This window comes from Trichocoleus sp. DQ-A1 (assembly GCF_039961955.1).
In the GTDB taxonomy this organism is placed as follows: domain Bacteria; phylum Cyanobacteriota; class Cyanobacteriia; order Cyanobacteriales; family FACHB-T130; genus FACHB-T130.
Window position 1 is genome coordinate 38,569 of sequence record NZ_JAMPKE010000022.1, and the last position, 24,832, is coordinate 63,400.

Annotated in this window: 19 protein-coding genes and 1 tRNA gene; 10 read left to right on the forward strand and 10 right to left on the reverse strand. The window is 46.3% G+C overall.

Going from position 1 to position 24,832, the window contains the following annotated elements:
- The first annotated feature begins 23 nt into the window (after nt 1-23).
- A complete protein-coding gene (locus NDI33_RS19240; RefSeq protein WP_190412997.1) occupies nt 24-224 on the forward strand; it encodes a hypothetical protein in 201 nt (66 codons plus the stop codon).
- Between the two features lie 144 nt (nt 225-368).
- Here the strand turns inward: NDI33_RS19240 and NDI33_RS19245 are convergent, their stop codons facing one another.
- Both NDI33_RS19245 and NDI33_RS19250 read right to left on the reverse strand, forming a co-directional pair.
- A complete protein-coding gene (locus NDI33_RS19245) occupies nt 369-554 on the reverse strand; it encodes a hypothetical protein (protein ID WP_190675146.1) in 186 nt (61 codons plus the stop codon).
- A 165-nt stretch (nt 555-719) separates the two neighbouring features.
- A tRNA-Phe gene (locus tag NDI33_RS19250) sits at nt 720-792 on the reverse strand.
- 222 nt (nt 793-1,014) lie between these two features.
- Between NDI33_RS19250 and NDI33_RS19255 the strand changes: the two genes are divergently transcribed.
- On the forward strand, nt 1,015-1,179 hold the full coding sequence (locus NDI33_RS19255; RefSeq protein ID WP_190413885.1) for a metallothionein: 165 nt from the start codon (nt 1,015-1,017) through the stop codon (nt 1,177-1,179).
- A gap of 114 nt (nt 1,180-1,293) precedes the next feature.
- Here the strand turns inward: NDI33_RS19255 and NDI33_RS19260 are convergent, their stop codons facing one another.
- Nucleotides 1,294-2,172: a metal ABC transporter permease gene (locus NDI33_RS19260; RefSeq protein ID WP_190675148.1), complete on the reverse strand. Its 879-nt coding sequence runs from the start codon at nt 2,170-2,172 to the stop codon at nt 1,294-1,296.
- Between the two features lie 61 nt (nt 2,173-2,233).
- Here NDI33_RS19260 and NDI33_RS19265 point away from each other — a divergent pair, with 61 nt between their 5' ends.
- Nucleotides 2,234-2,644, forward strand: coding sequence for a metalloregulator ArsR/SmtB family transcription factor (locus NDI33_RS19265; RefSeq protein WP_190530072.1), 411 nt, complete (start codon nt 2,234-2,236; stop codon nt 2,642-2,644).
- 31 nt (nt 2,645-2,675) lie between these two features.
- Here NDI33_RS19265 and NDI33_RS19270 read toward each other — a convergent pair whose 3' ends face one another.
- A complete protein-coding gene (locus tag NDI33_RS19270) occupies nt 2,676-3,458 on the reverse strand; it encodes an ATP-binding cassette domain-containing protein (protein ID WP_190675185.1) in 783 nt (260 codons plus the stop codon).
- A 23-nt stretch (nt 3,459-3,481) separates the two neighbouring features.
- The gene (locus tag NDI33_RS19275) at nt 3,482-4,513 is read right to left on the reverse strand and encodes a zinc ABC transporter substrate-binding protein (RefSeq protein WP_190413891.1); all 1,032 of its coding nucleotides are present in this window, start codon (nt 4,511-4,513) and stop codon (nt 3,482-3,484) included.
- A gap of 335 nt (nt 4,514-4,848) precedes the next feature.
- Between NDI33_RS19275 and NDI33_RS19280 the strand changes: the two genes are divergently transcribed.
- Nucleotides 4,849-6,873: an iron uptake porin gene (locus NDI33_RS19280; protein WP_190438512.1), complete on the forward strand. Its 2,025-nt coding sequence runs from the start codon at nt 4,849-4,851 to the stop codon at nt 6,871-6,873.
- 357 nt (nt 6,874-7,230) lie between these two features.
- Here NDI33_RS19280 and NDI33_RS19285 read toward each other — a convergent pair whose 3' ends face one another.
- Both NDI33_RS19285 and NDI33_RS19290 read right to left on the reverse strand, forming a co-directional pair.
- On the reverse strand, nt 7,231-9,051 hold the full coding sequence (locus NDI33_RS19285; RefSeq protein ID WP_190675150.1) for an NFACT RNA binding domain-containing protein: 1,821 nt from the start codon (nt 9,049-9,051) through the stop codon (nt 7,231-7,233).
- Nucleotides 9,052-9,203: 152 nt separating this feature from the next.
- Complete coding sequence (locus tag NDI33_RS19290) at nt 9,204-10,016, reverse strand: PEP-CTERM sorting domain-containing protein (protein ID WP_190675152.1); 813 nt, start codon at nt 10,014-10,016, stop codon at nt 9,204-9,206.
- 732 nt (nt 10,017-10,748) lie between these two features.
- On the opposite strand from NDI33_RS19290, the gene NDI33_RS19295 reads away from it, so the two are divergent.
- The 3 genes from NDI33_RS19295 to NDI33_RS19305 all read left to right on the forward strand — a co-directional run bounded on the left by NDI33_RS19295 (nt 10,749) and on the right by NDI33_RS19305 (nt 12,561).
- Nucleotides 10,749-11,015 (forward strand): DUF370 domain-containing protein, encoded by a 267-nt coding sequence (locus NDI33_RS19295; RefSeq protein ID WP_190413898.1) that lies wholly within the window; start codon nt 10,749-10,751, stop codon nt 11,013-11,015.
- A 31-nt stretch (nt 11,016-11,046) separates the two neighbouring features.
- A complete protein-coding gene (gene gmk, locus NDI33_RS19300) occupies nt 11,047-11,610 on the forward strand; it encodes a guanylate kinase (protein ID WP_190413938.1) in 564 nt (187 codons plus the stop codon).
- Nucleotides 11,611-11,865: 255 nt separating this feature from the next.
- Complete coding sequence (locus tag NDI33_RS19305) at nt 11,866-12,561, forward strand: SH3 domain-containing protein (protein ID WP_190413900.1); 696 nt, start codon at nt 11,866-11,868, stop codon at nt 12,559-12,561.
- A 99-nt stretch (nt 12,562-12,660) separates the two neighbouring features.
- On the opposite strand, the gene NDI33_RS19310 is transcribed toward NDI33_RS19305, so the two are convergent.
- Both NDI33_RS19310 and NDI33_RS19315 read right to left on the reverse strand, forming a co-directional pair.
- Nucleotides 12,661-13,032 carry a hypothetical protein gene (locus NDI33_RS19310; protein WP_190413901.1) on the reverse strand — a complete coding sequence of 124 codons (372 nt, stop codon included), beginning with the start codon at nt 13,030-13,032 and terminating at the stop codon, nt 12,661-12,663.
- A 240-nt stretch (nt 13,033-13,272) separates the two neighbouring features.
- Entirely contained in the window at nt 13,273-14,982 is a 1,710-nt protein-coding gene (locus NDI33_RS19315) for an AarF/UbiB family protein (protein WP_190413903.1), read from the reverse strand.
- Between the two features lie 656 nt (nt 14,983-15,638).
- Here NDI33_RS19315 and NDI33_RS19320 point away from each other — a divergent pair.
- Nucleotides 15,639-16,895 (forward strand): Na/Pi symporter, encoded by a 1,257-nt coding sequence (locus NDI33_RS19320; RefSeq protein ID WP_190675154.1) that lies wholly within the window; start codon nt 15,639-15,641, stop codon nt 16,893-16,895.
- Nucleotides 16,896-17,021: 126 nt separating this feature from the next.
- Here the strand turns inward: NDI33_RS19320 and NDI33_RS19325 are convergent, their stop codons facing one another.
- A complete protein-coding gene (locus tag NDI33_RS19325) occupies nt 17,022-19,673 on the reverse strand; it encodes a M1 family metallopeptidase (protein WP_190675156.1) in 2,652 nt (883 codons plus the stop codon).
- Between the two features lie 477 nt (nt 19,674-20,150).
- Here NDI33_RS19325 and NDI33_RS19330 point away from each other — a divergent pair, with 477 nt between their 5' ends.
- Together NDI33_RS19330 and NDI33_RS19335 are read left to right on the forward strand one after the other, a co-directional pair.
- Nucleotides 20,151-21,386 carry a glycerophosphodiester phosphodiesterase gene (locus NDI33_RS19330; protein ID WP_190675187.1) on the forward strand — a complete coding sequence of 412 codons (1,236 nt, stop codon included), beginning with the start codon at nt 20,151-20,153 and terminating at the stop codon, nt 21,384-21,386.
- A 459-nt stretch (nt 21,387-21,845) separates the two neighbouring features.
- Entirely contained in the window at nt 21,846-24,737 is a 2,892-nt protein-coding gene (locus NDI33_RS19335) for a tetratricopeptide repeat protein (protein WP_242033098.1), read from the forward strand.
- The last annotated feature ends 95 nt before the right edge of the window (nt 24,738-24,832 follow it).

Sequence of the window (24,832 nt, forward strand, 5' to 3'; positions counted from 1 at the left end):
GATAAAGGACTCCGGATAAACTTATGATCTGTATAGAAGTGATTTACCTGTTGATAGCTGCTACTTTGTTTACCCTCTGGCTAGAATTGTTTAAGCGCGATCGCAGTTGGAATACGGAAGAAAGATTTTCCTCTTTTATCACTTTGACGGTCGCAACAGTTTTCTGGCCTGTGGTTCTTCCCATCGCTTACATAGAAGTCTTAAAAACTAAACAGAAATTATAATATTGCGCTGTCGTAACAAGTGCGAGTGAAATTCGCCTAAATCCACTTGCGCGGGTTTCAAAAGTTCGCGTAAATTAATCGGGCTTGCCAAAACCAAGTGGTTTTGACAAGCCCGATTGCGTGGATATTAGAGTTAAGCCAACTCTAACCAAGAGGCGCTACTTTCACGCGCTCTTGGAGAGCCACTAATCCCGGATTTCCAGATTGTACTACTGGCATAGGGATTTTATTTTGTCTGTTAAGCGCGATCGCACGCTCTCCGGCAATATCACTACGCAATCCGGTACGTACTGCATAGACCTCTCGAATAAACCAGAAAGACCAGGACAAAGCCAATCCAGCAGAAAAGCGGGTTGCCGGGAATCTAAATTCCTTAATTTATCGCTATATAGCTATTTATTATTAATCAGGATTTATGTAGAATCTACAGAATCCCGATAAGAATGTAGCAGTGACAATCAGCTAAAATTTGTGCTGAATCTATGTTTTAGAAAATGCCAGGACGGAGATTTGAACTCCGGACACGAGGATTTTCAGTCCTCTGCTCTACCAACTGAGCTATCCCGGCGCACTTTTTTTGGTGCTTTATTAAATTAACAAAGTTAGACGGTGTTGACAAGCCCCTAGTGGCAGATTCGGTAATATTTTTGTTTTTTGTCAGAGATCGCAGTTCCAGCAAGGGCGATCGCTATCTCTGTATCGCTATTTCTATAACGCTTCCTGAAAAAAAGCGATATCTGAATATCTGTTCAGATGTTATAGTAAATGAAGAGTTGACTAGGACAAAGCGATGACTACCGTAACTTCGATGAAATGTGCCTGTGAATCTTGCCTGTGCGTTGTTTCCATCAGCGAAGCGGTGGAAAAAGGTGGTAAATACTACTGCGGCGAAGCTTGTGCCAATGGTCACGAATCTGGACAAGGCTGCTCCCATCACGGCTGTAACTGCGGCTAACTGAAGGTTGAAAGCTTACAAGAGTTGAAGGTTGAAGGTTTACAGCAGTGGAAAGTTCTCATAAACTGGTTAACCTTCAACCGGCTAATCCACAACCCGCTAACCTTACTTGTCTCAGCTAGCTTGCAGATTCAGCTTTGCCCAGCCGAGGACGGCTAGAAACAGCAAAAACTGGACGAGAACAATACTAGGGCCAGAAGCAAAGTTAAAAAGACCGGATACAATCATTCCAGCAACGCTACTCATCGCTCCCAAGAAAACGGAGAGCCAGAGAAAGTAGATAAATTGGTGACTCAACAACTTGGCAGTAGAAGCGGGAATCACTAGAAAGGCATTTACGAGTAAGATGCCTACGGCTTTGATAGAAACGGCAACTGCCAGGGACAGCAGTACAACAAATAAGTAGCGATAGAGCTGAACTGGAACACCCTGAACCTTTGCTACATCGGGGTTAAGCGTCAATAAGATTTGCTCTCGCAGCGTTGACAGTAAGAAGATACCGCTGCCCACAAGCAATAGGAAAACCAGCACCAAGTCGGTGTTATTAATTGCGAGAATATCGCCAAATAGAGCGCCTAAGAGGTTGCCTCGGTATCCCTGGATAAAACTGCTGAGGATGACGCCAATTGCCAAGGCACCGGATAGCACAATGCTGAGGATGTTGTCGCTGGCGAGATTGGTTTGATCAATCAAGTAGAGAACCGCTAGACCAAAAATTACCGTAAAGGGTAGTAGCATCCAGGTGGGATTTAGCTGCAATAAGACTCCCATGACTAGCCCGACTAAAGCTGCGTGACCAACGGCGTGGCTGAAAAAAGACAACTGACGCAAAGTCACAAAACTGCCGAGAAAGCCGCCTAGGAGTCCCATCAGGACGCCACCTGCGATCGCTCGTTGCATGAAGGGAAACTGCAACAAGGTGATTAAGTTAGCGCTATCCGCGATCGCTAGCCAGCGAAAATGAAATGAGATCGACAAATCTAGGAGAGTCATGAGCTTTCCATCCACGTCAGCGAATCAGTTACGATAAGAGTATCTACCTATAGCTTGAGAAATGTCAGTGCAACTTTCATCTGATGAAGCTGTAAATAGCGACCTTCAGAAGACAGAAACTTTAAATTGTAATCCGCCACACCCGCTTGACATAGATAACGTTCACCAATTGCAAACTCAGATTCTCAGCACTGAGAAGTCTCAGCGAATGGCGGAGTTCTTTAGTCTCTTAGGAGACGCCAATCGCCTGCGGATTCTATCAGTTTTGGCACTCAAAGAACTGTGTGTGTGTGACTTGGCAGGAGCGCTGGCAATGAGCGAGTCAGCGGTTTCCCATCAGTTGAGAGCCTTACGTGCCCTGCGACTGGTTAGCTACCGCAAGCGTGGGCGCAAGGTCTTCTATAGCCTTCAAGATAATCACGTTTTAGACCTCTATCGCTCTGTTGCAGAACATTTGGATGAAGCCAATTAAATATTAAAAACTCCTAGCATTTTGATTTTTTTTAGTGGTGATGATGATAGCGACTGAAACTTGGGCCATAAGTGGCTAGCAGGTTTTGAGGGGAAAGGGCAATTTCCGGGGTGCCAGTGCAGACTACCGTTTGATTGAGGCAGAGAACGCGATCGCAGTGGTGACTGACCATGTCGATATCGTGAGAAACTTGCAACACCGTCCAATTTTGCTCGCGTTTGAGTTCATTCAGCAAAGCATAAAAATCTGCTGCACCCTGCACATCCACACCGGCAAACGCTTCATCCAGGACTAGAAGTTGACGAGGCATCACCAGACAATAAGCCAGCAGAACTCGCTTGAGTTGTCCACCACTCAGAGTACCAATGGATTGACCGCGCAGGTGATAAGCGTCTACCCGTTTCAAGGCAGAAGCAATCGCTTCTGATTTCTTTTCATCTTTCCGCCAGAATGACAAAAAGTTTTGAGCCTTGAGTTTTCCTGACTCCTGATTTTTCTTCGCCCATCCCAACCCCACCATTTCGGCGACAGAAATTGGAAAACTCCGGTCAAAGATAAAATTTTGCGGCATATAGCCTAACCAGTGACACCAATGCCCCAAACGTTCAACTGGACGGTCAAAAATTTCTACTTTTCCGGCACTTCGCGGAATTAATCCCAGAATTGCTTGCACCAGCGTACTTTTACCCGCACCATTCGGGCCAACTACTGCTGTATCAGTTCCGGGTAGCAATTCAAAAGAGACATCCCGAAGCGCCAGATAGCTGCCTAGATATACAGTTAAGCCGTCAACTTTCAGAATTGGCGATGGGATAGGGGCGTCAGAGTTTCTCACGTCTACTTGCAGGCAGCTTCCAGGGTTTGCAGATTTTGCTTCATCGCGGTGAAATAATGCTCCGGAGTCAGGGGGCCATTTTCCAGAGGATCGATGGTTCTCAGGGTTAATTTCAAGTCGGTAGAGAGACTTTCAAGCAATTTATTGTCAGTTCCTGGTTCGCCAAGTAGGGCTTTAACATTGTACTTTTTCACTGCCCCAACCGCCTTTTGGATGTCAGCAGGCGAAAGGTTATCTTCGGGAATCTGAACTACTGCAACTTGTTGAAGCTGGTAGCGTTGAGCAATGTAAGGATAGGCGTCATGGAAGGTGACATAAGTACAACCGCGATAAGGTTGCAGACGCTGCTGAAATTCTTTGTCTAGTGCTTCCAGTTGCTGAATGTAGGCGGTGGCGTTTGCTTGATAAGTCGCTTTGTTCTCAGGATTGGCTGCAATTAAACCATCACGAATGTTCTCTACTTGCTGTTTTGCTCGGACTGGATCGAGCCAAACGTGAGGATTACCTTCTGCATGGTCGTGTTCTTCTGCCTTTGCACCGGCTTCTCCCTCGTGGTTGTGGTCTTCGTGGCTAGCTGCTTGACCATTCACCACGGGTGAGGCGTCTTCTAAGGCGTTAATGCTTTTACTACTATCAATTTCTTTAATCTGAGCGTTTCCAGAATTTTTGATAGTTTCTTGAAGAAATTCTTCCAAGCCGAAGCCATTTTTTACCAGCACATCTGCTTGGGCGATCGCTTGCACGTTTGCGGGTGTCGCTTGATACTCATGCACTTCCGATCCTGGTGGCACTAAAATTTCTACCTGCGCTTTGTTACCCGCAACTGCCTTGGTAAACCAATAAATCGGCAAAAACGTTGCCACTACCCGTGGAGACTTCGGATTCTGCGCTGCTACTGGCGACTGCGGTGAAGCACTCTGCTGTGGGGATGGGACAGAAGTATTTGATGAGGTACACCCAGCAGCGAACACTGGCAGCAGTAATAAAGGTAGGGCAAGCTTGCTCGAATAATGTCGGATTCTAAGGCACGTCACGGTTTATCTCCTGATTGACGGTGGAAGTGTCAATCTACTTTTTTTGAGAATGAGTCTTGTTTTAATATTATGAGAATAATTCTCATTTTAGTATGATATTGCTGCCGATAGTTGAGTTTTGACTGGTAAATGCCATCAGGGGGGATTGTAAAAGTTGGAGAAATCTTGTCTCTTAAGTGTTTAAAAGCAAAATTTCTCAGCAGCAACGGATGCTTTTCATTGGAAAAAGGCAATTTATAAGCAAAATTCAGCAAAATTGTCAATAAATTGTCTTTAGCAAACTGTAGAGCAGTCAGTCGCTGCGGAGAATCTTGAAAGGGTGTCAGGAGTGAGAAATGAAATTTAAAAACCTGTGGAATGCGCTGCTGGTAAGCCCAGCAGTGTTCGGTGCAATGTTGTTAACGGATGCGGGGGCATTCGCAACGGAAACCCCGGCGGTGATGGAAGTTAAGGAGAACGCAATCGAGGATGCGATCGCTCCGACTCTCCCAATCAAGGAGGATCAAGAGGAATCTCAAGCGTTACATCAAAAAAATGAAGAATTGGTATCAAACTCGGTAGCCGTGGCAGCTGCCCCAATTACCACTTCTGAGATGAAGCTGGACGAGACATCTGCTGTCAAGGTAGAAACACCCGCATCAGCGGCGATCGCGCCGAATCAGTCAACAGTGGCGGATTTAGCCCAAATCCCAGCTACCACCCCGACATCAGTAACGGCTGATGCCGACGTTTTAGAACAAATCGATGTTTATACCAATCCAGAGGACACGGATAGTTCTCTGGATAGTTCTCTAGAACAAGTCACTAATGTTTCCCAACTGCAAGACGTAGAACCGACAGATTGGGCGTATGAAGCACTGCGATCGCTTGTCGAACGTTACGGTTGTATTGCAGGATATCCCGATGGCACCTTTCGCGGCAACCGGGCACTCAGCCGGTATGAATTTGCCGCCGGTTTGAATGCTTGTCTGCAACAAATCGAGAAATTGATTGCCGCCAGTTCGGCAGATTTCGTCACCAAAGCGGATTTAACTACATTACAGCGACTGATTGATGAATTTGGCGCGGAATTGGCGACATTGCGGACGCGCGTTGATAATTTAGAAGGTCGCACCGCTTTTCTGGAAAGCCATCAATTTTCCACCACCACCAAACTACAGGGAGAAGCGATCTTTGCGCTGGCAGGGATTTTCAAGGGAGAAGATGCGACTGGCGATGAGATCGACGATGTAGCGATTTTTGGTCATCGTACCCGTCTGAATTTTGAAACCAGCTTCACCGGGAAAGATGTGCTGAGAACGCGACTGCAAGCGGAAGGACTGGGTTCTCTTACCGAACGCACTTTGACACCAGAAGGCAACCTGTTTTTCTCAGGTGATACCGACAGTAATGTTTTCGTGGATGCGTTTCTTTACGCTTTCCCCATCGGTGAGAGAACAGAAGTGGTGGTTGCGGCAAATGCAGGTGCGGCGGATGACTTTACCGATACCGTCAACTTCCTCGACGGTGATGGTACAACTGGGGCACTCTCTACCTTTGGAACGCGCCCGCCGATTTATTACCTAGCAGAAGGTGCTGGAGTTGGACTAAGGCAGCAGTTGGGCGATCGCTTTGAACTCAGCTTAGGCTATTTAGCAGGGGACGCCGCTAACCCGGAAGAAGATGGTGGTTTGTTCAATGGCCCTTATGGTGCCTTGGCACAGCTATTGATCAAGCCAAGCGATCGCTTGAAGCTGGGCTTGACGTACATTCATTCCTACAACAACAATGACACCGGCACTGGTAGCAATCTCGCTAATTTCCAGGGCGGACTTGCCCGCTTCTTCGATACCGATATTGACGGTAGTTCGGTCGGCGGGGGTTTAACTAACTTAGGGTTCAGCACCAATCTCCCCGTGATCAGCAATTCTTATGGGGTAGAGTTATCTTGGCAACTGAGCGATCGCTTTGTTTTGGGTGGCTGGGTTGGCTACACCAACACGCGCAACCTCTCCACTTTAGGCGGACTCATTGAGCGCGGCAAAGTTGACATCTGGAACTGGGCTGTCACCTTAGCCTTCCCAGATTTGGGTAAACAAGGCAACTTGGCTGGCATTATCGTTGGGATGGAGCCGAAAGTCACTAACTCAACCATCGATATCAATCCCGGCGCAGTCGCCGCATTAACCGCAGCAGGCATCCCCACCCCGCCCGTGGGAGACAATGACGATACTTCACTGCATATTGAAGCGTTCTATCAGTATCAATTGACAGACAATATCGCCATCACACCTGGGGTTATCTGGCTTACTGCTCCCGACCACAATAATCGTAACGATGATATTGTGATCGGCACTATCCGCACCACGTTTACATTCTAGTGACGAGTCAACCGTCATTGGTCGTTTCTTAATTTTGGATACAACCAGATTTGAGATAGCACTCCTAAAGGATTCGTGAAGACGAGATCCCCGACTTCTTAAAGAAGTCGGGGATCTAAACCCTGGCAGCTCACAACTCTGAAGCGGATTGCGATATGACTAATGACCACTTACCACTGAAAAAAAACCAGCCGATGTGACAGCTGGTTGAACAAAATCTTTATTTTTGTTGTCGTTAATCCGAGGAAATCCAGAGCTGCGCGTTCCCAACCGCCAGCCGTAAGATTTCTTTAATATTTACTGTAACAGGAAATACACATTTTTTGAAAGAAATATTTACATTTTTTTGTAAACTTCTTACCTTAGATAGTTGATTCCTGTTTGAGGACTCCCCCAGATAATGCGCTCCTGCTTATAAATAGCGATTCCCGGTTTAGCACCCTTGGGTTTGTAGACGTGCTTGGGTTCCGTGTAAACAACTGGCACGCGATCGCTTTGTCTGGCACGACTGTAGTAGGAAATTAAATCGGCGGCAAATTGCAAATCGGCTTCTTCCGGGACAGAACCGGGCGCAACCCTCAGCAGCCCATGACTTCCGGGAATCTCCTGGGTGTGAAACCAAAGGTCGTAATCCCCAGCCATCCGAAAGGTTAGCTGGTCGTTCTGGCGGTTATTGCGCCCAATCAATAACTCAAAGCCGCTGGGCGTCTGGTAACGATAAGGGTGACTTCCCTCCTCGTCCCTACGGATGCGGTTGTCCGGATCTTGTAGATACTGCTGCTGTATCAGCTCATCGCGGATTTCTAAAAGCGTTTGTAAATCTTCTGGGTCATCGTAAGAATCCAGCTGAGTTAGGCTAGCTTCCACTTGCTCCAAGTAGTCTATTTCCGTTTGCACCTCGTTAAGTAACGGTTCAACGGCTGAGCGAGCGCGTTTCAGCTTCTGATGCCGCTTGTAGAGGGATTGGGCATTTTGGACGGCATTTTTTTCAGGGTCGAGGGGAATTGTGACAGGTTTGTCGGTGTCAAAATCATTGAGGTCAATTGACTTCATCCCTGGTTCCCAGTTCTGAAGGTAAGCCATCAGCAAATCTGCCTGTTGCCGATATTGGTCTGCTTGATCGGATTGCTGCAAGCGTTCCGTAAAAGTAGACGCCTTCAAGCGTAATTTTTCCAGAACGTTGTTGAGTTTCTGGCTCAACTGATGATGAATCTGGTTAAATTCTTGTTGATTGAGCCGATTGGTGTAGTAGCGGTTGAGTAATTCTTGGATTGATTCAGCAGGCTTAACAATGCCCCAGCCCAAGACGTTGTATCCTTCAGGTGTCCAGCCGGGATGAAAAACTGCCCCAGTCTCCTTATGCGTCACGAGTGTCGTAGGCGAGGGGATAGAAGACTGAGAGGATTGGCTTTTCAGAATTGCTTGCAGCCATTCTTGCCATCGGAGAAATAATGCGTCCCAGTCAGATTGTGTGAGGGTATCGGTCGATTGCTCTGGATCTAGACCAGCGGCTTGCACCATTGAGACAACCAGCGCGGGACTCAAACCCCGGTAATTTTTCAGTATCTGACGCCGCAGTGCTGCGGGAATTAAACTCAGCCGTTCTTGCCAGCGTTCTTGGGATTCACTTAAAGACGGGATGGTTGCAGTGAGGGCGGGTGGAGCTTCGTAGGGCTGTCCGGTAAGGATGGTACGGACGCTAGATTGTTGGGCGTTGACTTGATGGGCGGCGGTGACAATTAGGTTGTCTGCACCGGTAAGGATGACGTTGCTGTATTTGCCCATAATTTCAACGTACAAGTGCCAGATAGCCGGATCTCCTGGGCGTTTGGCAAATTGTAAATCGATTACTCGTTCCCAAGGCGCGATCGCTGAAGGTGTATTCGCGTCAGCGCTACTCGCTTCTATCGCCACCAAAGCAAAGCCACCCAATTGATGTCGTAATTGGTCGCTGAAGGTAAAGGTATCTGGCGTGCGGGGGGGTGGCTCGCCAATGCAAACACGCGCTGCTTGCGGATGCCAAGAAACGGTTAGCCAACTCCGCCGCTTCAGGGTTCGCAGGGCGATGGAAATTGTAAAGCGATCGCGCTGATAAACTTGTTCCAGCCGCGCCGGTATCCACTCAGCACGCAGCTCAGAACAAGTGGCAGTTAAGGTAGTAAAGTCAACGAGTTGCACGCGCGATCGGTATTTTTTGTAAAGATTTCGAGGAGCGGTCTCTTTCTATCCTCTCAGTTTCAGGCTACTTCCGACAAAAAAACGCACAAAGCTATTTTAAAACAGCCTTGTGCGTTAATGAGTATCACCCGTTTCTGTTGAAACACATTGGCTTAGACAGATTGGCGACGGCGACGAGTTTTTAAACCGAGTGCGATCGCGCCCAAGGTCAATCCTAGCGTCGCGCTGGGTTCTGGAACGCTCTGTTGGTTTTTCCAGTCATCGGTCGTCCCAACTTTGATTTGGTAGGCGAGATTGGATTGGGTAGGGATTTTTCCCGTCCAACTCATAATTGAATTCCCTGTAAGGCTGAAACTCCCCGATACATCGCCGATCCGAAGATATTGCACTCCCCCCTTCACATCCTCAAAAATATTGCCATTGGCATCCTTGTACCAGGTTGTGCAATTAGGACTCAGGGTACATGAAACGCTAGAAGTTTCGGCGATGGACTTCGTACCCGACGCATCTTTCAGCAATAAGTCTTTGACCATCATGCTGCTATTCGTGTTATTTGCTCTAGTGCGGACAAAGATATCTGTGACGCCTTGAGTAAATTTCGATGTGTAATCGTAAGCTAAAGTTTGGTTTCCGACTTTGTAGGTAACGATCTTTGTGAGTGCGTCGTAAGCCAAAGTGAAAGCATCCACTCTTCCACTTTGCCAGTAATTTGAATCTGTTAATTCCTGTTGTTTCTGCACTGTAAAATTAGTGCTGCCAGTATCATCGTGCAAATCGAGTTCGTAAGTGCTGTTATTGCTACTGCCAATCCGACCCTCCGCAACAAACAATAAATCTACATTTAAATTCTTAAAGGCTTGGTCGGTTTCTAAATAACTTAAAGAAATTGCTTTTGCATCAGATGGAGCCGATAATATCCCTAAAGTGGCAATCAATAATCCAATAAGTGTTTTACGAATAGCCATTTTTTTATTCCCTGGTTTTGGTAAGTGAAGCACGGTATATCAGGATTGATCTTTACGCCCCCGCTTGCCGTGCTTTGGTTGGCGCTACTTTTTTAGCATAAATGACTCATGCCAATAAACGCTGCTAAAAATAGCTTATTTTACGAAAACTTTATCGCTATAGTTTGTATTTTGAAGTTATGGAAAAACCTAGATAAAAGCATTTTACTTTCGATATCTTGGGGTATAAAAAAATATTTTTCTCAATAAAAATACTGTAGTTAATTTTTAAAAAAGGTTAAAAAAGCGGATTAATTGTAATTCTACTGAGAAGCGATCTATGTAAAATCTCGTAAATAGTTGCAACCAGCCATCCTCTGGTAGAATTTGATTTTTATAGGAATACAAAGAAATACTTCCCACCCCGTGAACGGAGAGCGATTCTACAGACAATCGTGAAGCGATCGCGTCGTTCAACCTGTTCCAGCCACGCTAGTATTTATTTTTCATCTAGTTCACAGCCAGCGGCGGGAAAGATGAATTAAACCAAATGTGTTGGTTAACCATTGACGTGGCTGCCAAACCTGCCTCTGCCTTTCGGAATAGATAATAGGGGTAAAAGGGAAAAAAAAGCAGCGATCCCGTAAAAACGCGAGTTTTTGTGGATTTTAGGCTTGTAAGTCAAAAATTTTGTAGATAACATGGGAACTAGACTTAAATAAGCTTTTTAGGCGGTTATGCCGCTAGTTTTATATGGACATTCAGTTAATCAATATCGGTTTTGGTAACATCGTGTCTGCAAACCGAGTGGTTGCCATTGTCAGTCCAGAATCTGCGCCCATTAAACGGATTATCACCGACGCCAGAGATAGAGGGCAGTTGATTGATGCAACCTATGGGCGTCGCACTCGCGCGGTAATTATTACCGATTCCAGCCACATCATTCTCTCCGCCATTCAGCCTGAAACCGTTGCTCATCGCTTTGTGATTGGCAAAGACGTGAATGCCAGCAACAATTAAGGCAATAGGCATTTTCACGGGTGATAGGAGCATGAAAACTGGCAGGCTGATTGTTTTGACTGGGCCGAGTGGCGTAGGCAAAGGTACTTTGCTGCGATCGCTCTTGCAGCGTCATCCGGAACTGTATTATTCTGTATCCGCGACGACTCGCGCCCCTCGTCCCGGCGAAATTGAGGGAAAACACTATTATTTTGTTAGCCGCAACCAGTTTGAGCAAATGCTGGAAGCTGGTGAATTACTGGAGTGGGCTGAGTTTGCTGGTAACTGTTATGGCACCCTACGACGACAAGTGGAGGAGCAAATCCAGCAGGGTCAGTGGGTGATATTAGAAATTGAACTAGAAGGGGCGCGGCAGATCAGACAAAATTTCCCAAGCGCCCTACAGATTTTTATCCTACCGCCTTCCGTCAGCGAACTAGAAAATCGAATCCGAGGACGCGGGCAAGATTCAGAGGTGGCGATCGCGCGACGGCTTAACCGTGCCGAAGCCGAAATTGCTGCGGCGAGTGAATTCGATATTCAAATCATGAACGACGATCTGGAAAAAGCCCTGAATCGCATCGAAGCCGCTATCTTCACACCGGCAAGCTGTTGAATTTTTTCCCGCTTTAAATCCCAAAGGCGATCCCTTTTACAACTGAAAGCGATCGCCTTTTTCTAGAGCTGGAAAATTGGAATAAAGATAAAAATTAGGCTCAAAAAGTTCCCTATTGACTCTTAAATATATCTTGAGATAGATATGGAATTTTTGATTGTAGGCAAGTCCGAAAAATCAGTTTGCATCATTGTGTTTAATAACATGCGGAAGGAAAACGACCTTCACAGACTGATTTAAAGGAAAAGAACTACTATGCGCCTTGGATCTCTTAAAGTAATTGGTGGATGTGCCACAACGGTTACGCTACTAGCCCTTGCAGTAGGTTTGTCCGTCCCCAAAAATTTAGCTGAACCTTCTCAAGATGGTAACAAATTTGCTCCCAGAACTGTCGCACCAGAACAAGCGGGAGGTGTTACGGAAGCTCAGACAGCCCGCGAAGCGATAAAAGCTAGGGTTGGTACGGCAAATGCTCTCGGTGCAGGTATCGCTGGCACGGCGACGGATGATGGTCGGGTTTATAACGTCCTGAGTACCGTGAACATTCGCTCTTGTCCCAGTACCAGCTGCCGTATCCTGCGGGTCGCTAGACCCGGAGCTGATGTTCTCAACGATCCTAGCGGAGGTACTCAGCAAGGCAATGGTTATACTTGGATTCGCGTAACTTACGGATTTAATTCTACAAATGCTTGTGATAGCAATCGTGCTCAAGGATGGATGATCGTTAATCCTCTCGCTCCTGGAAAGGTTCGCGTAACAAAAGGGCCGTTAAATGTTCGGTCATCGCCATGTTCGGGTCGCATTATTAAAACTTTACCCACTGGCACAACTCTAGACTTCCATCCAGACCAAAACCAATGGAGCAACAAGTGGTATAAAGTTGTTGTTCCTGGGGCGACGCCAGGGCCTTTGGGCTATGTTGATGGTTGGGACTTCGCGGATGTCTACTAATATCGGTTCCAAATAATCATTGCTATTTAATCTAAAAGAAAGAGGGTAAGCAGTTGCTTACCCTCTCTCTTTTAAATAGCAAAGCGAATCGCTAATCGCTTATTCCCAAGCATCTAAATCAAGTGCGCGAGAGCCACCGCGTTCTAGCTGACCTAAAAGGCTTTTGAGTTGCGACCAAACTAACATGCCAATAAATAGAGTGAGGGGCATTGAAGTCCCAAAAGACAGCCATCCAGGAAAGCCAAAAATCTCTAATCCAGCTACTAGAAACAGACAGATTCCGCCACAAATTCCCAAGAATGGCAACTGTAATTGTATCCCTTGCATCTGAGCCAAAGTCCGGGTAGAGCGGTTCTTCGACCATTCCCGCACTTGCTGTTTGAGGGTGGCTTCAAAAGCAAGACCACAGGTTATTCCAGCAAACAAACCGAAAACAAGTAAAAAATACGGCGGATCTGGGAAATAGTACACTAAAAACTCCTAATAGGTAACGGGTAAATGGGCAACGGGGAATCGGTAATGGAATTACCAATTACCGCTATGTGCAACTTTTTCTCAGCCTCTAATTTATCAGGGGTTGGGGCGATCGAAATGTCAAGCAAATTTTGTCAGCTCCCCCAATCCCCCCATGAGATGGAGGGAGAAATACAGAAAGTTGCACACCGCGCCAATTACCAATTACTCATTACCGATTCCCTAAGACCCAACACTTTATTCTCTCTCCTGCAAGGCAGCAAGTGTGGCAAAAGAAGGTAATAGTGCGGCGACTCCTTCAGTGGAGAGTTCCGTCAAGGCTCCGAGGGCTACATTAAACAACCGTGACGGCTTCAGGTCATCTTTCACTAGATTCCATAGACGTCGCACTTCTTCGGTATGAAGTCGGTCATCTTCTGTCAAAGCGATTAGCACTTGGCGTCGCAGAAATTGTCCTTCTTCAGAGAGGAGAAACTGTAATCCTAGTTGAGCCGTAGGCAATAGATCGAAGTTATCATCTGAGCGAGCGATCGCAATCATGTTCTCTAACCGCTGCCATTGGAATTTGCCGTCTTTGAACAAGACTTCAATTAAACGTCGCCGCATTTCTGGAGATTCGCCAGTCAGCAAACGCCGCGCTACGTAGGGATAGGCAACTTCGACAATTTTGAAATTGGGATTTAAGCTGAGAGCCAATCCCTCTTGTGTCACCAAGGAACGAATAATTAAGGCAAATTTCGCCGGAATTCGGAACGGATAGTCGTACATCAGTTCCGAGAACTTGTCTGTAATTGTCTTAAAGTTAAAGTCTTGTACACTTTCGCCGATGACATCTCCCAGTACGCTTTCTAGCGCTGGAATGATCGGAACAATATCCGTTTCTGGCGTCAAAAAGCCTAGCTTAACAAAGTCTTTGGCTAACTCAATATAGTCTTTGTTAATTAGGTGAACGACGGCACTGACGAGGGTTTCTTTGGTATCCTCCTCCATCTGATCCATCATGCCAAAGTCTATATAAGCCATACGACCATCTGGCAGGGCAAACAGGTTACCTGGATGGGGATCAGCATGGAAAAAGCCGTATTCCAATAGCTGTCGTAGACCAGCGGTGACGCCAATCTCGATCAAAGTATCAGTTTCCAAATCGGCTGCTTTAATGCGCTCGGTATCGTTCAGTTTGAAGCCGTCAATCCACTCTAGAGTCAGGACGCGAGTGTTGGTGTAGCGCCAGTAGATGGCTGGGACTTTAACGCTGGGGTCATCGCGGAAATTAGTGGCAAACTTTTCGGCGTTTCGTCCTTCGTTGAGGTAGTCAATTTCTTCAAATAACTTGTAACCGAATTCATCGACGATCAGAGTCAGGTTATGCCCTAAATTTAGGGGAAGCCAAGGACTCAACCAAGCCGCCATCCATCGCATCAAGTAAAGATCGAGGGTGATGGTTGGTAGCAAGTTGGGGCGTTGTACCTTGACAGCGACTTCTTCGCCGGTGTGAAGACGCGCTCGATAAACTTGACCCAGACTGGCGGCTGCAAGTGGTTCTGGGGATATTTCTCTATATATCTCTTCTACTGAGCGTTCTAGCTCGGTTTCAATGATATTGAATGCGATCGCATTATCAAATGGCGGCAGTTGGTCTTGTAATTTGATGAGTTCTTCTAAAAAGTCTTTCCGCACTAAGTCGGGTCTTGTGGAGAGAGCTTGACCGACTTTAATAAAGGTTGGACCCAGGCGAGTGAGGATTTCCCGCAGTTGAGTGGCGCGTTTCTCTCGATTCTTCCAGTCCTGGTTCAGCCAATCGTCCCACTTTAAGCCCAGAACAAACCCTGCAAATAACCAGATAATTTTGATGGCTCGCCAGAGAACTCGCCAGGGACGATAGCGGAAGTACTGGGCGATCGCTTCGGGATCGTAGCGCCGAGACTGGATGAGGGAGTACCGATTCACGCTTGTGCTTGCCTCTTTTAACCTAACTTAATTCGCCATTAGCGGCTTCTGGGAGTATTCAAGCCACTATTTAACCTAATCAATCGAATAACATTAATTTCCAGGGATTTCGACCGCATTCTTTCGTAACTTTACTCATTGATTTTTACCAGGTTTTTAACGTTTTATTAACTATAGTATACAAAACTACAGACACTTGCGGGGATCGCCCATCTGCTTTAGGAGAGCAAACAGTTCCCTCACTTGCTATTTTTTCTCTGTCAAGGTTCCATGACAAAACTGCTAAAGTCTCCTACCAGCAAAACCAGCAGTGACTAATTATTCTTAAGGAAGAAATTAAAATAATCTTAAGTATATTTTAAATTACGAATAAATAGTGTATCAGAGCCGTGAATCTCCCTCTGAGGAGGTAAGCACAGTAGGGGAGAGACATCGAAAATCTTTAGTGTCTACCCAGTAGCTCGAAAATGCTGTTTTGAGTCTAGACGCTGGGCAAGGTAGTCAAAGCGCAGCGCCAGTCCGATAGCGAGTTTTATCAGTATCAATTTGGTTTAGGTCAGCATGACGAGTGCTATGGCTTTGCTTTGCCATGAGCGTTTACTTCGCCCGTACCTGGGATTAAGAACCTATATTGCCGTTATTTTGCGGGGTCATTCATGTTGTTTTCAAAAAATTCAAAGAAAAAAATACTTAAGTTGTTGGGTTTGAGCCTTGTAGTTACAGCTTTGATTGTTAGTCCTTCCCTATCAGGAAATAATTTCCACTTATTTAACGCACCGGCGTTAGAAGTCAGTGTCAACGCTCAGCCTCCGGCTGGAACGGATGCGGCACAGCAGAATCCTGCTTCCCCTGAAGGCGAAGAAAAGGGAAAAAGTGACAAGGCTGAGAGTGCCTCGTCTGAAGGAGAAACGAAAGGAAAGATCGATATTTTCAAAATTGTCATGGGTGTGCTGGCGGGTCTGGTGCTGTTTTTATATGGTGTAACCCGGCTTGCTGAGGGACTCGAAGCGATCGCCGGCGATCGCGCAAAAAATCTCATCGACAAGTTCACCAGCAATCGCTTTGCCGCAGTGGCAACTGGCACGGTGGCAACAACCATATTAGATTCATCGTCGGTCACGATCATCATGACGATCGCGATGGTGAGTGCTGGGTTGTTGACGTTCGTCCAGTCTCTCGGCGTGGTTCTAGGTTCCAACATCGGAACGACCATCGGCGCTGAACTGATCGCTTTTAAGATTAACGAATATGCACCGATAGCCTTGTTCCTTGGTTTCTTGTTGCATTTTTTGGGCAAGACAGACCGCTGGAAGAACATCGGTCTAATTTTATTGGGGATAGGCTTGCTCTTCTTCGGTCTAGACACGATTGACGAGGCGATGAAACCGTTCCGGGACTACCAACCCTTTATTGATTGGATGAAAACCTTAGGGGAAAATCCGCTGCTGGGTGCCTTAGTTGGGGCGCTGTTTACCGTCTTGATTCAATCCTCTTCCGCCACAGTAGCCATTGTCATTACGCTGGCAGCTTCTGGCTTGATCTCATTGCCCGCAGGCATCGCCTTGATGCTGGGTGCGGAAGTAGGCACCTGTGCTGACACGCTGGTAGCGACGATTGGGCGATCGCGCGAAGCTGTGCGGACGGGTGTCTTTCATGTGATTTTCAATGTGATAACCGCAGTCGTGGGGATCTTATTTGCGGCTCAATTAGCAAGCCTTGCCCAGTGGATTTCTGGGGGGGCTGATGTTGCCCGCCAAATTGCCAATGCTCAGGTGATATTCAACGTATTGGGCGTAGTGTTGGTTATCGGGTTTCTACCGTTAATCGCCCGTGGATTGGAAATGCTAATTCCCGGCGGTCAATCGAACCGGCAACTCGCAGAGGAGCCTCAAAGGGAACAAACTAAAGTGTAGAGAGGCAATATTTATCGGTTCTCTCCCCCAACTCCACTGTGACAAGGAAAGGAGATCCTAGTTTCCCGGTTAGGGGAGATTGGGGGAGAGGTCGGGTTGATGCGATCGAGATCGCTTCGGAGTTAGCTAGCTGCTGGATTTAGCTTCTAGGTTTTCCAAGCGGCTTTTGAGTTCTTGGTTTTGCTTCTTGATCAGGTCGAGTTCGTCTCGCAGTTGCTTGAGTGCTTGATCCGATCCAACATTTTTTTGCACCCGCTCAACCGCTTCTTCGGCAATCCGACGGACTCGCCCATCGGGAGTTTGGTCGGCAAGACTTCGCAAAATCCCAATCGCTTTGGGTGTCTCCATTTGCCCTAGTGCGATCGCGACTGATACTTGAGTTAAGAAAAATGTCTCTTTGGAGAGTGCGGCAAGTTGTTCGAGAATTCGTTCCAAGTTGACATTATTCTGACCCGTTGAAATGGTTCCCAAGGCGCGAATGGCAGCTAGACGCAACGCTTGGGGAACTCCTTGGGCAGTGTATTCCAGAATCAGATCCAGTGCTTGGGGCGAAGTTTTCAGTTGAGACAAACCAGCGATCGCGCCAGTTCTCACAACCTCATTCCAACCCGCCTTTTCTTTGAGTACTGTTTGCAGCAGCTTCAACACTTTCTCTTCTTTGGGCTTTTCATCCAGATTTGCCGCCCCAATTCCGCCAATCGCATTAACCGCTGCGGACTCCACATAGTAGCTAGCGTCGCCGTCTTCTACGAATGGTTTCAGTGCTTTGTAGCTGTCGTGGGTTTTAATTGTTCCCAATGCTTGCACCACTGCACGACGCACTAAGGCTTCTTTATCTTTTAGACCCGCAACTAGACCCTCAAACGCTTGATCGAGTTTAACTTCTGCCAACTGTTTGGCAACTTCCGCCCGGACGCCCCAGAAAGAATCGTTTTTCAGGGCAAAAGAAAGCGCTTTTACGACCTCCAATCCGCCTTTTTTCGCTAACGCCTCAGCCGCGTAGATGCGGGAAACGGGATCGGGATCGGATTGCAGTTGGGCTTTGAGTTCTTGAACTGGGTACTCTAAGGACACCGTTTTTAAGAAATTATTCCCGATGTCAAAGCTAATAAAATGGGGTTTTTCTTCGAGGGGGAAGTAAAAGCTTTGTTCCCGTTCGTGAACCCTGACTGCGAAAGTTTTGAAATTGACGGTGGACGATTGTTCAGACGAGGAATCTCGCGTCTCTACATTATTCTCGTTAGGGGAATTTCCTGAGACATAGCCAAAAGCGATGGGAATTTTTAGGTCAAATAAATCGCTACGGCTGCCATTTGTATCGCTGGTGGCTTGAGTTTGAGTAACGGTAACTTTAGCCAACTTGCTATCAGTATCCCAGGCATAAGCAACTTTGAAATCTGGATGACCGCCGCGATAAACGTACTGGTCAAATAAAAATAGTAGGTTGCGACCCGTCGCTTTTTCAATTGCCCGTAGCAGATCAACCGTTTCGACTGTTTTATGGGCGTTGTCCTGAACAAAGGTGTGGATTGCTTTAAAAAATAGCTCGTCTCCCAACTCCGCCCGCATCATGTGATAGACACAAGCACCTTTTTCATAGAGGTGGCGGTCGTACAGTTCAATCGCCTCGCGATAGACGTGAGTGACAATCGGGCGACGGTAACGGCTGCTGTCTTCTACAAGGTAGCTACGAGCTTCATTGAGCAGGTAATAGGCTGCGTCTTGCGAACCGTACTCTTGTTGCGTCCATAGCACTTCTGAGTAAGAAGCCATCCCTTCTTTAATCCAAGCATGAGACCAGTGCTTGATGACCACTAAATCTCCGAACCACTGGTGGGCGAGTTCGTGAGCCACTAAGCTTTCAGTGATGCGATTATCTAAAGACGCCCGTTTATCTAGCAAGCAGCGGTCAGTTAGCAGCGTGGTAGAGGTGTTCTCCATCCCACCAAAGATGAAGTCATCGACGCACACTTGGGCGTATTTGGGATAGGGGTAGGGATAACCAAATTTTTCACTGAAAAATTCAATCATTTCCGGCGTTTTGCCCATACTACGGCGGGCATCTTCTTCTCTGCCCTTCTCCACATAGTAGGTGACAGGTTTGTCGTTCCATTCATCTTGAATTTCGGCAAAGTCACCCACTGCGAGCGTCATCAGGTAGGTGGGATGAACTTGCTCTTGCAACCAGTGATAAGTTTTGTAGTGGTTATCTTCCTCGGTTTTGATGAGCAATCCATTGGAGATGGCAAGCAGGAGTTTGGGAACTTTGACCCGAATTTCTGAAGTGGCTAACTGTCCGGGATAGTCGAAGCAGGGGAACCAGAAGCGGGAATCCTCATCTTCTCCCTGTGTCCAAACTTGAACGGGTTTGTCGGGATAGTGTTTGTTGGGGGAAATAAAGTAGATACCGCGCTGGGGTTTTTCCACCGAGTAGGCGATCGCTATCTCGATCGTTTTTCCCACCTGAGTGGGTGTCTGCATCTGGATGTGCAGTTGTTCGCCATCATAGTCAAAGCTTTGCGGTATTTCGTCAACCTGCACTGACTGAATATTTAGGTTGACGGCATCTAAGGTTAAACGGTCAATCCCATTCCGCACCGGCAGTAAGGTAATGGCGCAAGTACCTCCGACGGTTTGATTAGGAATATCCAGGGCTAAATCCAGGAAAATATGCTCGACTTGTCCGGGTCGATCTGGGTTGTAGTGGGGACGGGCACCGGGCAGTTCAAAGGATTTGTGACCGTTATTTTCTGAATCGAAATAAGTCTGCAACTTCATGGTGAGATTGACCTGTAAGACTCCGAAGTATAGCCGAGAATCAGGGCTAAGGAGGTTATTTCTTTAGGTTAACGCCTTCAGACTGGGTGGACTTCTCTTCTAAGGACGGCGACGCGCGGGGTATCCAAATTTGTAGCGAACACCCAGATGCTTTGTCACTTCAGGCGCGATGATTTTCAAGCTTCACTTAGCGTTGTGTCTACTTGCGCTCTCAAAAAAGTGCTGGCTTGAGGGGCGTGTTTATGCCCATTGGTGTCAATTTGAGAAAAAGCAGAGCGAGAAAGGGTGGGATCGCAGATTCTATCCAAGCGCAAATGCTATATCTCTGCTCTTTTAATCAATCTTTAAATGGTATTTATACTTAGCTTTACCCAGCCTAATGCTCAAGCTTAATCTCGGCACCGTACATTTACTTAAGTACATTTACTGATGAATTTCATATCAACCAAGCTTGAGCCGATTGGTGAGGAAAGCAATATGTGGCGCGTTTTTAAGCTAGCTTTATTAACAACAGCAGCTTTGGCAGTTTATCCAGTGGGTGAAGCAGCAGCAGCAACTTTGACGGGTGCCCCTCCAATTGTGATTGGACATCGGGGCGCTAGCGGCTACCGTCCCGAACATACGTTAGCAGCCTATGAGCTGGCAATTGAGATGGGCGCTGATTTTATCGAACCTGACTTAGTTTCGACAAAAGACGGCGTTCTAATTGCTCGCCATGAAAATGAAATTTCTGGAACGACAGACGTTGCAAATCGCCCAGAATTTGCTAACCGCAAGACAACCAAAACAATTGATGGAAAACCAGTCACCGGCTGGTTTACCGAAGATTTTACCTTGGCTGAAATCAAGACTCTCCGGGCGAAAGAGCGTATCCCTGAATTGCGCCCCGGATCGGTCAAATTTGATGGTTTGTATGAAATTCCGACTTTGCAAGAAGTTATCGACCTAGCCAAGAAAAAGAGTGCCGAAAAAGGTCGCACGATTGGTATTTATCCGGAAACGAAGCATCCCACCTACTTTGATTCCATCGGATTATCGTTAGAGGAACCTTTGGTAAAAATCCTCAGCGAGAACGGTTACACCGATGCGGATGATGCGGTTTTCATTCAATCCTTTGAAGTTGCAAACTTGAAATTTCTCAAAACACTGACGAATTTGCCGCTGGTTCAGTTGTTTGATGCAAGTACCGCCAAGCCGTATGATTTTGTTGTCAGTGGTGATTCTCGCACCTATGGCGATCTCATAACTTCTTCAGGATTGAATGCGATCGCTCAATATGCAAGCGGAATTGGCCCTTGGAAACGCCTGATTATTCCATCTGAGACGGTCGATAAAAATGGCGATGGTCAACCTGACGATCTCAATGGAGATGGGGTGATTAGCGATGCTGACAAGCCATTGTTACAACCCACATCCCTAATTAGTGACGCCCATGCGGCGGGTTTGCTGGTTCATGCCTACACTTTCCGCAGTGAAGACTTCTTCCTCGCTCCAGACTACAACGGTAACCCAGAGCTGGAGTACGAACAATTCTTTAAATTAGGGATTGATGGCGTCTTTAGCGACTTCCCAGATACCGCTGTTGCAGTTCGCAACCGGATTGCTGGCGATCCCAGCAAAGACGTTCCCGAACCCACAACCTTACTGGCGTTTGGTATTCTCCCAATCGCAGAAATTTTGCGCCGTCGCCAAAATAAATTCAAAAAGGCTTGATTGAGTAGCCGTCTTACACTCGCGCTACTCAGATCACTTTCCTCTATTAGCTTTCCTCTGTAGATGCTGAGCTAAACATCGCCGAACGCATCTATCCGAACACATCTATCCGAACGCACCGATAAAGTCCGCTTCAGCGGGCTTTTTTTATGGCGATTAAGTAATTAAACGGTAAGTCCTAGCCACAAGTATCGCGAGATACCTTTGAGTTTCACCAGCAGCATATAGCGATCGCGCAATTACTCAAGACGCAAGCCATTATCGGACAAGTTACTGGATAATCTTAACGGGAACGTGTACCGAGAGCGATCGCGTTTTCTTTCCCCTGCACCACTGGACACTCCCTATCAGTCTGGGCTAAGACTGTAAACTGCACTCAATCAACATCTTCCTTCAGCTATGCGCCCTCAACTCGGAATCTTTGCGCTTATCGCTTTCCTAGCTACCATTTCAGCGCCTTTGAACGCGCCTTCCATAACACAGGTGTTGGCACAAACTTCAGAATCCCGCAAAGTAGAAGCTGAACGCCTTTTAGAGCAAGGTATTCAGCAGATTGATAACCGTCAGCTTGACAAAGCCTTACAGTCGATACAACAGGCATTGACGATTTATCGAGAACTCAAAGATCGTCAGGGAGAGGGAACCGCTCTAGCAAACCTGGCAAGTATTTACTATTGGGTGCAACAGTACTCTCAATCAATTGATTTCCAACAGCAAAGTTTAGCGATCGCGCGAGAGATTGCAGATCGTCCCTTAGAAGCGAAGAATCTAAGACAATTGGGAAGTACGTACTCGGCGCTGGGACAACATCCCCAAGCAATCGAGTATCTGCAACAAAGTTTAACTCTTGCACGGGGAATTAAAAATCCTAAAAGTGAAGCAGCCGCTCTTGGTATGCTGGCTCTTGCTTATCAACAAATAGGAGACTATCAGAAAGCGATCGATTCTTGGCAACAAGCACTCCCTATTTTTCAGCAACTCAAAGAACGTAGGGCGGAAGGAGCTGCTCTCACCTCTATTGGAAGTTACTATCAGTTGCTGGACAACTACCCTGAAGCTCGAAAGTTTTTCCAACAAGGTTTAGTCGTTGCCCAAGAACTGAAAGATCGCTCTAGCCAACAGGTAATTCTTGCACTTCTGGGTCATGTTCATGAATCCCTCGCTGAATACTCCCAATCTATTGATAAATATCAACAAAGTTTAGTTATGGCGCGGGAAATGGGGGAATCTGCAATTGAAGTAGAAATTTTGAATAATTTGGGCGGGATTTATGCCAATCTATCAAGATATCAGGAAGCGATTGAATATTATCAGCAAAGCTTAACCATTGCCAGAAAAATTAACGCTCGCCAATCAGAAGCAGGTATTCTGTCTAATTTAGGCACTGTATATAAAAATTTGAATGATTCTTCACAAGCAATTCGCTATTATCAGCAGAGCTTAGCAATTACCGATGAACCCAGTAATCAACAAAGTGCTTTAGAAGTTCGAGAAAAACGGAAATTATATGCCCAAACAATCCTAAACTTAGGAAACATTTATCAAGAAAGTGGCACAACAGATAAAGCAAAAGAATTTTATCAGGAAAGCTTGAAAATCGCCCAAGAAATCAACGATCGTGATTTGCAAGCAGATATCTTAAATTTTTGGGGAATTCTCTCCTATCAAAATCTGGGAGACTACCGGCAAGCCAGTGGATATTATCAACAAAGCTTAGCCTTAGCCAAACAAAATAATAATAAACGCGGGGAAGCAAAAGCGATAGGCAATTTGGGACTCGTTTATAATTCTATGGGCGAGTACGATAAAGCGATTAATTACTTTCAGCAGGATCTCGCAATTTCTCGTGAAATTAAAAATAAACGAGGGGAAGCTATCGCCTTAAACAATTTAGGGCTAACTTTTATGCGTGCGGGTAAGCTATCGGAAGCCGAAACATATTTAAAAAATGGAATCGAAGTATTAGAATCTGTCCGAACCGGATTAGGTAGAAATGATGCTAATAAAGTATCACTTTTTGAAGATCAAGTCAGCACTTATCGCAATTTGCAACAAGTTTTACTTGCTCAAAATAAAATAGAAGCTGCATTGGAAATTGCTGAACGGGGGAGAGCAAGAGCCTTTGTTGAGCTATTAGCTTCGCGGTTATCTGAAGCATCCGTTCAAGCTACGCTTACCTCACCGAATATCAACAAAATCAAAGAGATTGCCAAGCTTCAGAACGCTACCTTGGTTGAATATTCTATTGTCTACGAAGACATAGATGCCATAGGAAAAAGATCGCAATCCCAAACATCTGAAATTTATATTTGGGTAGTTAAACCAACTGGCGAAATTGCCTTTCGTAAAGTCAACCTTAAGTCTTTGCGACAGCAAAAAAAGAGTTCTTTGGAAGAGCTTGTTGTCAGCAGCCGCGAATCGATTGGTGTTAGAGGCCGTGGTTTAGGTGTAGAGGCTAAAGTTCCTGGAAGTCCAGCAAAACAAGGCTTTAAGGAACTTCACGAACTACTTATTAAACCTATTGCCGACCTACTCCCCAAAGACCCAAATGCTCGTGTTATCTTTATTCCACAAAGCGAACTGTTTCTAGTTCCTTTCCCAGCATTGCAAGATGCTTCTGGCAAATACTTAATTGAACAACATACTATCCTCACCGCACCTTCAATTCAGGTACTGGATTTAACGAATCAGCAACAACAGCTTGTAGGAACGCGAAGTTCTACTTCTGTAAAAAATCAAGATGTGCTGATAGTTGGAAATCCCACAATGCCGAGGGTTCCTGAAAAAATTGGCGATCCGCCGACTCAGTTACCGAGCTTACCGGGTGCAGAACGAGAAGCTTTAGCGATCGCGCCTCTGTTTAAGACTAAAGCTTTCACCGGCTCTGAGGCAACGAAAGCAGCGATTCTGCAACAAATACCCACAGCACGAATCATTCATCTCGCGACTCATGGTTTACTAGATGATATTCGAGGATTGGGAAGTGCGATCGCGTTGGCTCCATCTGGCAACGATAACGGCTTACTCACCGCTGAAGAAATTCTAGACTTGAGATTCAATGCCGAATTAGTAGTCCTGAGTGCTTGCGACACAGGTAGAGGCAGAATCACTGGCGATGGCGTGATCGGTTTATCTCGCAGCTTAATGAGTGCGGGTGTACCCAGTGTAATTGTGTCCCTCTGGCAAGTGCCAGACGCTCCTACAGCCTCATTGATGACAGAATTTTATCAAAATCTTCAAAAAACGCCCGATAAAGCCGCCGCCCTGCGAAGCGCTATGCTAAGCACCATGAAGCAACATCCAAATCCTAAAGACTGGGGGGCATTCACTTTAATTGGAGAAGCAGAATAATTAAAAATTGAAGAATTTCCAGACGTTGCACATTGGACGGATGATAGTGTCGCGCAAAGACGCTAAGAAAAACTTTGCATCTTTGCGCGAAACGA

What these genes read in the sequence shown, in the direction of transcription:
- NDI33_RS19240 (WP_190412997.1), top strand. Translation starts at nt 24, where the DNA reads ATGATCTGTATAGAAGTGATTTACCTGTTGATAGCTGCTACTTTGTTT.
- NDI33_RS19255 (WP_190413885.1), top strand. Translation starts at nt 1,015, where the DNA reads ATGACTACCGTAACTTCGATGAAATGTGCCTGTGAATCTTGCCTGTGC.
- NDI33_RS19260 (WP_190675148.1), bottom strand. Translation starts at nt 2,172, where the DNA reads ATGACTCTCCTAGATTTGTCGATCTCATTTCATTTTCGCTGGCTAGCG.
- NDI33_RS19265 (WP_190530072.1), top strand. Translation starts at nt 2,234, where the DNA reads ATGTCAGTGCAACTTTCATCTGATGAAGCTGTAAATAGCGACCTTCAG.
- NDI33_RS19280 (WP_190438512.1), top strand. Translation starts at nt 4,849, where the DNA reads ATGAAATTTAAAAACCTGTGGAATGCGCTGCTGGTAAGCCCAGCAGTG.
- NDI33_RS19290 (WP_190675152.1), bottom strand. Translation starts at nt 10,016, where the DNA reads ATGGCTATTCGTAAAACACTTATTGGATTATTGATTGCCACTTTAGGG.
- NDI33_RS19295 (WP_190413898.1), top strand. Translation starts at nt 10,749, where the DNA reads ATGGACATTCAGTTAATCAATATCGGTTTTGGTAACATCGTGTCTGCA.
- gmk (WP_190413938.1), top strand. Translation starts at nt 11,047, where the DNA reads ATGAAAACTGGCAGGCTGATTGTTTTGACTGGGCCGAGTGGCGTAGGC.
- NDI33_RS19305 (WP_190413900.1), top strand. Translation starts at nt 11,866, where the DNA reads ATGCGCCTTGGATCTCTTAAAGTAATTGGTGGATGTGCCACAACGGTT.
- NDI33_RS19320 (WP_190675154.1), top strand. Translation starts at nt 15,639, where the DNA reads ATGTTGTTTTCAAAAAATTCAAAGAAAAAAATACTTAAGTTGTTGGGT.
- NDI33_RS19325 (WP_190675156.1), bottom strand. Translation starts at nt 19,673, where the DNA reads ATGAAGTTGCAGACTTATTTCGATTCAGAAAATAACGGTCACAAATCC.
- NDI33_RS19330 (WP_190675187.1), top strand. Translation starts at nt 20,151, where the DNA reads ATGTGGCGCGTTTTTAAGCTAGCTTTATTAACAACAGCAGCTTTGGCA.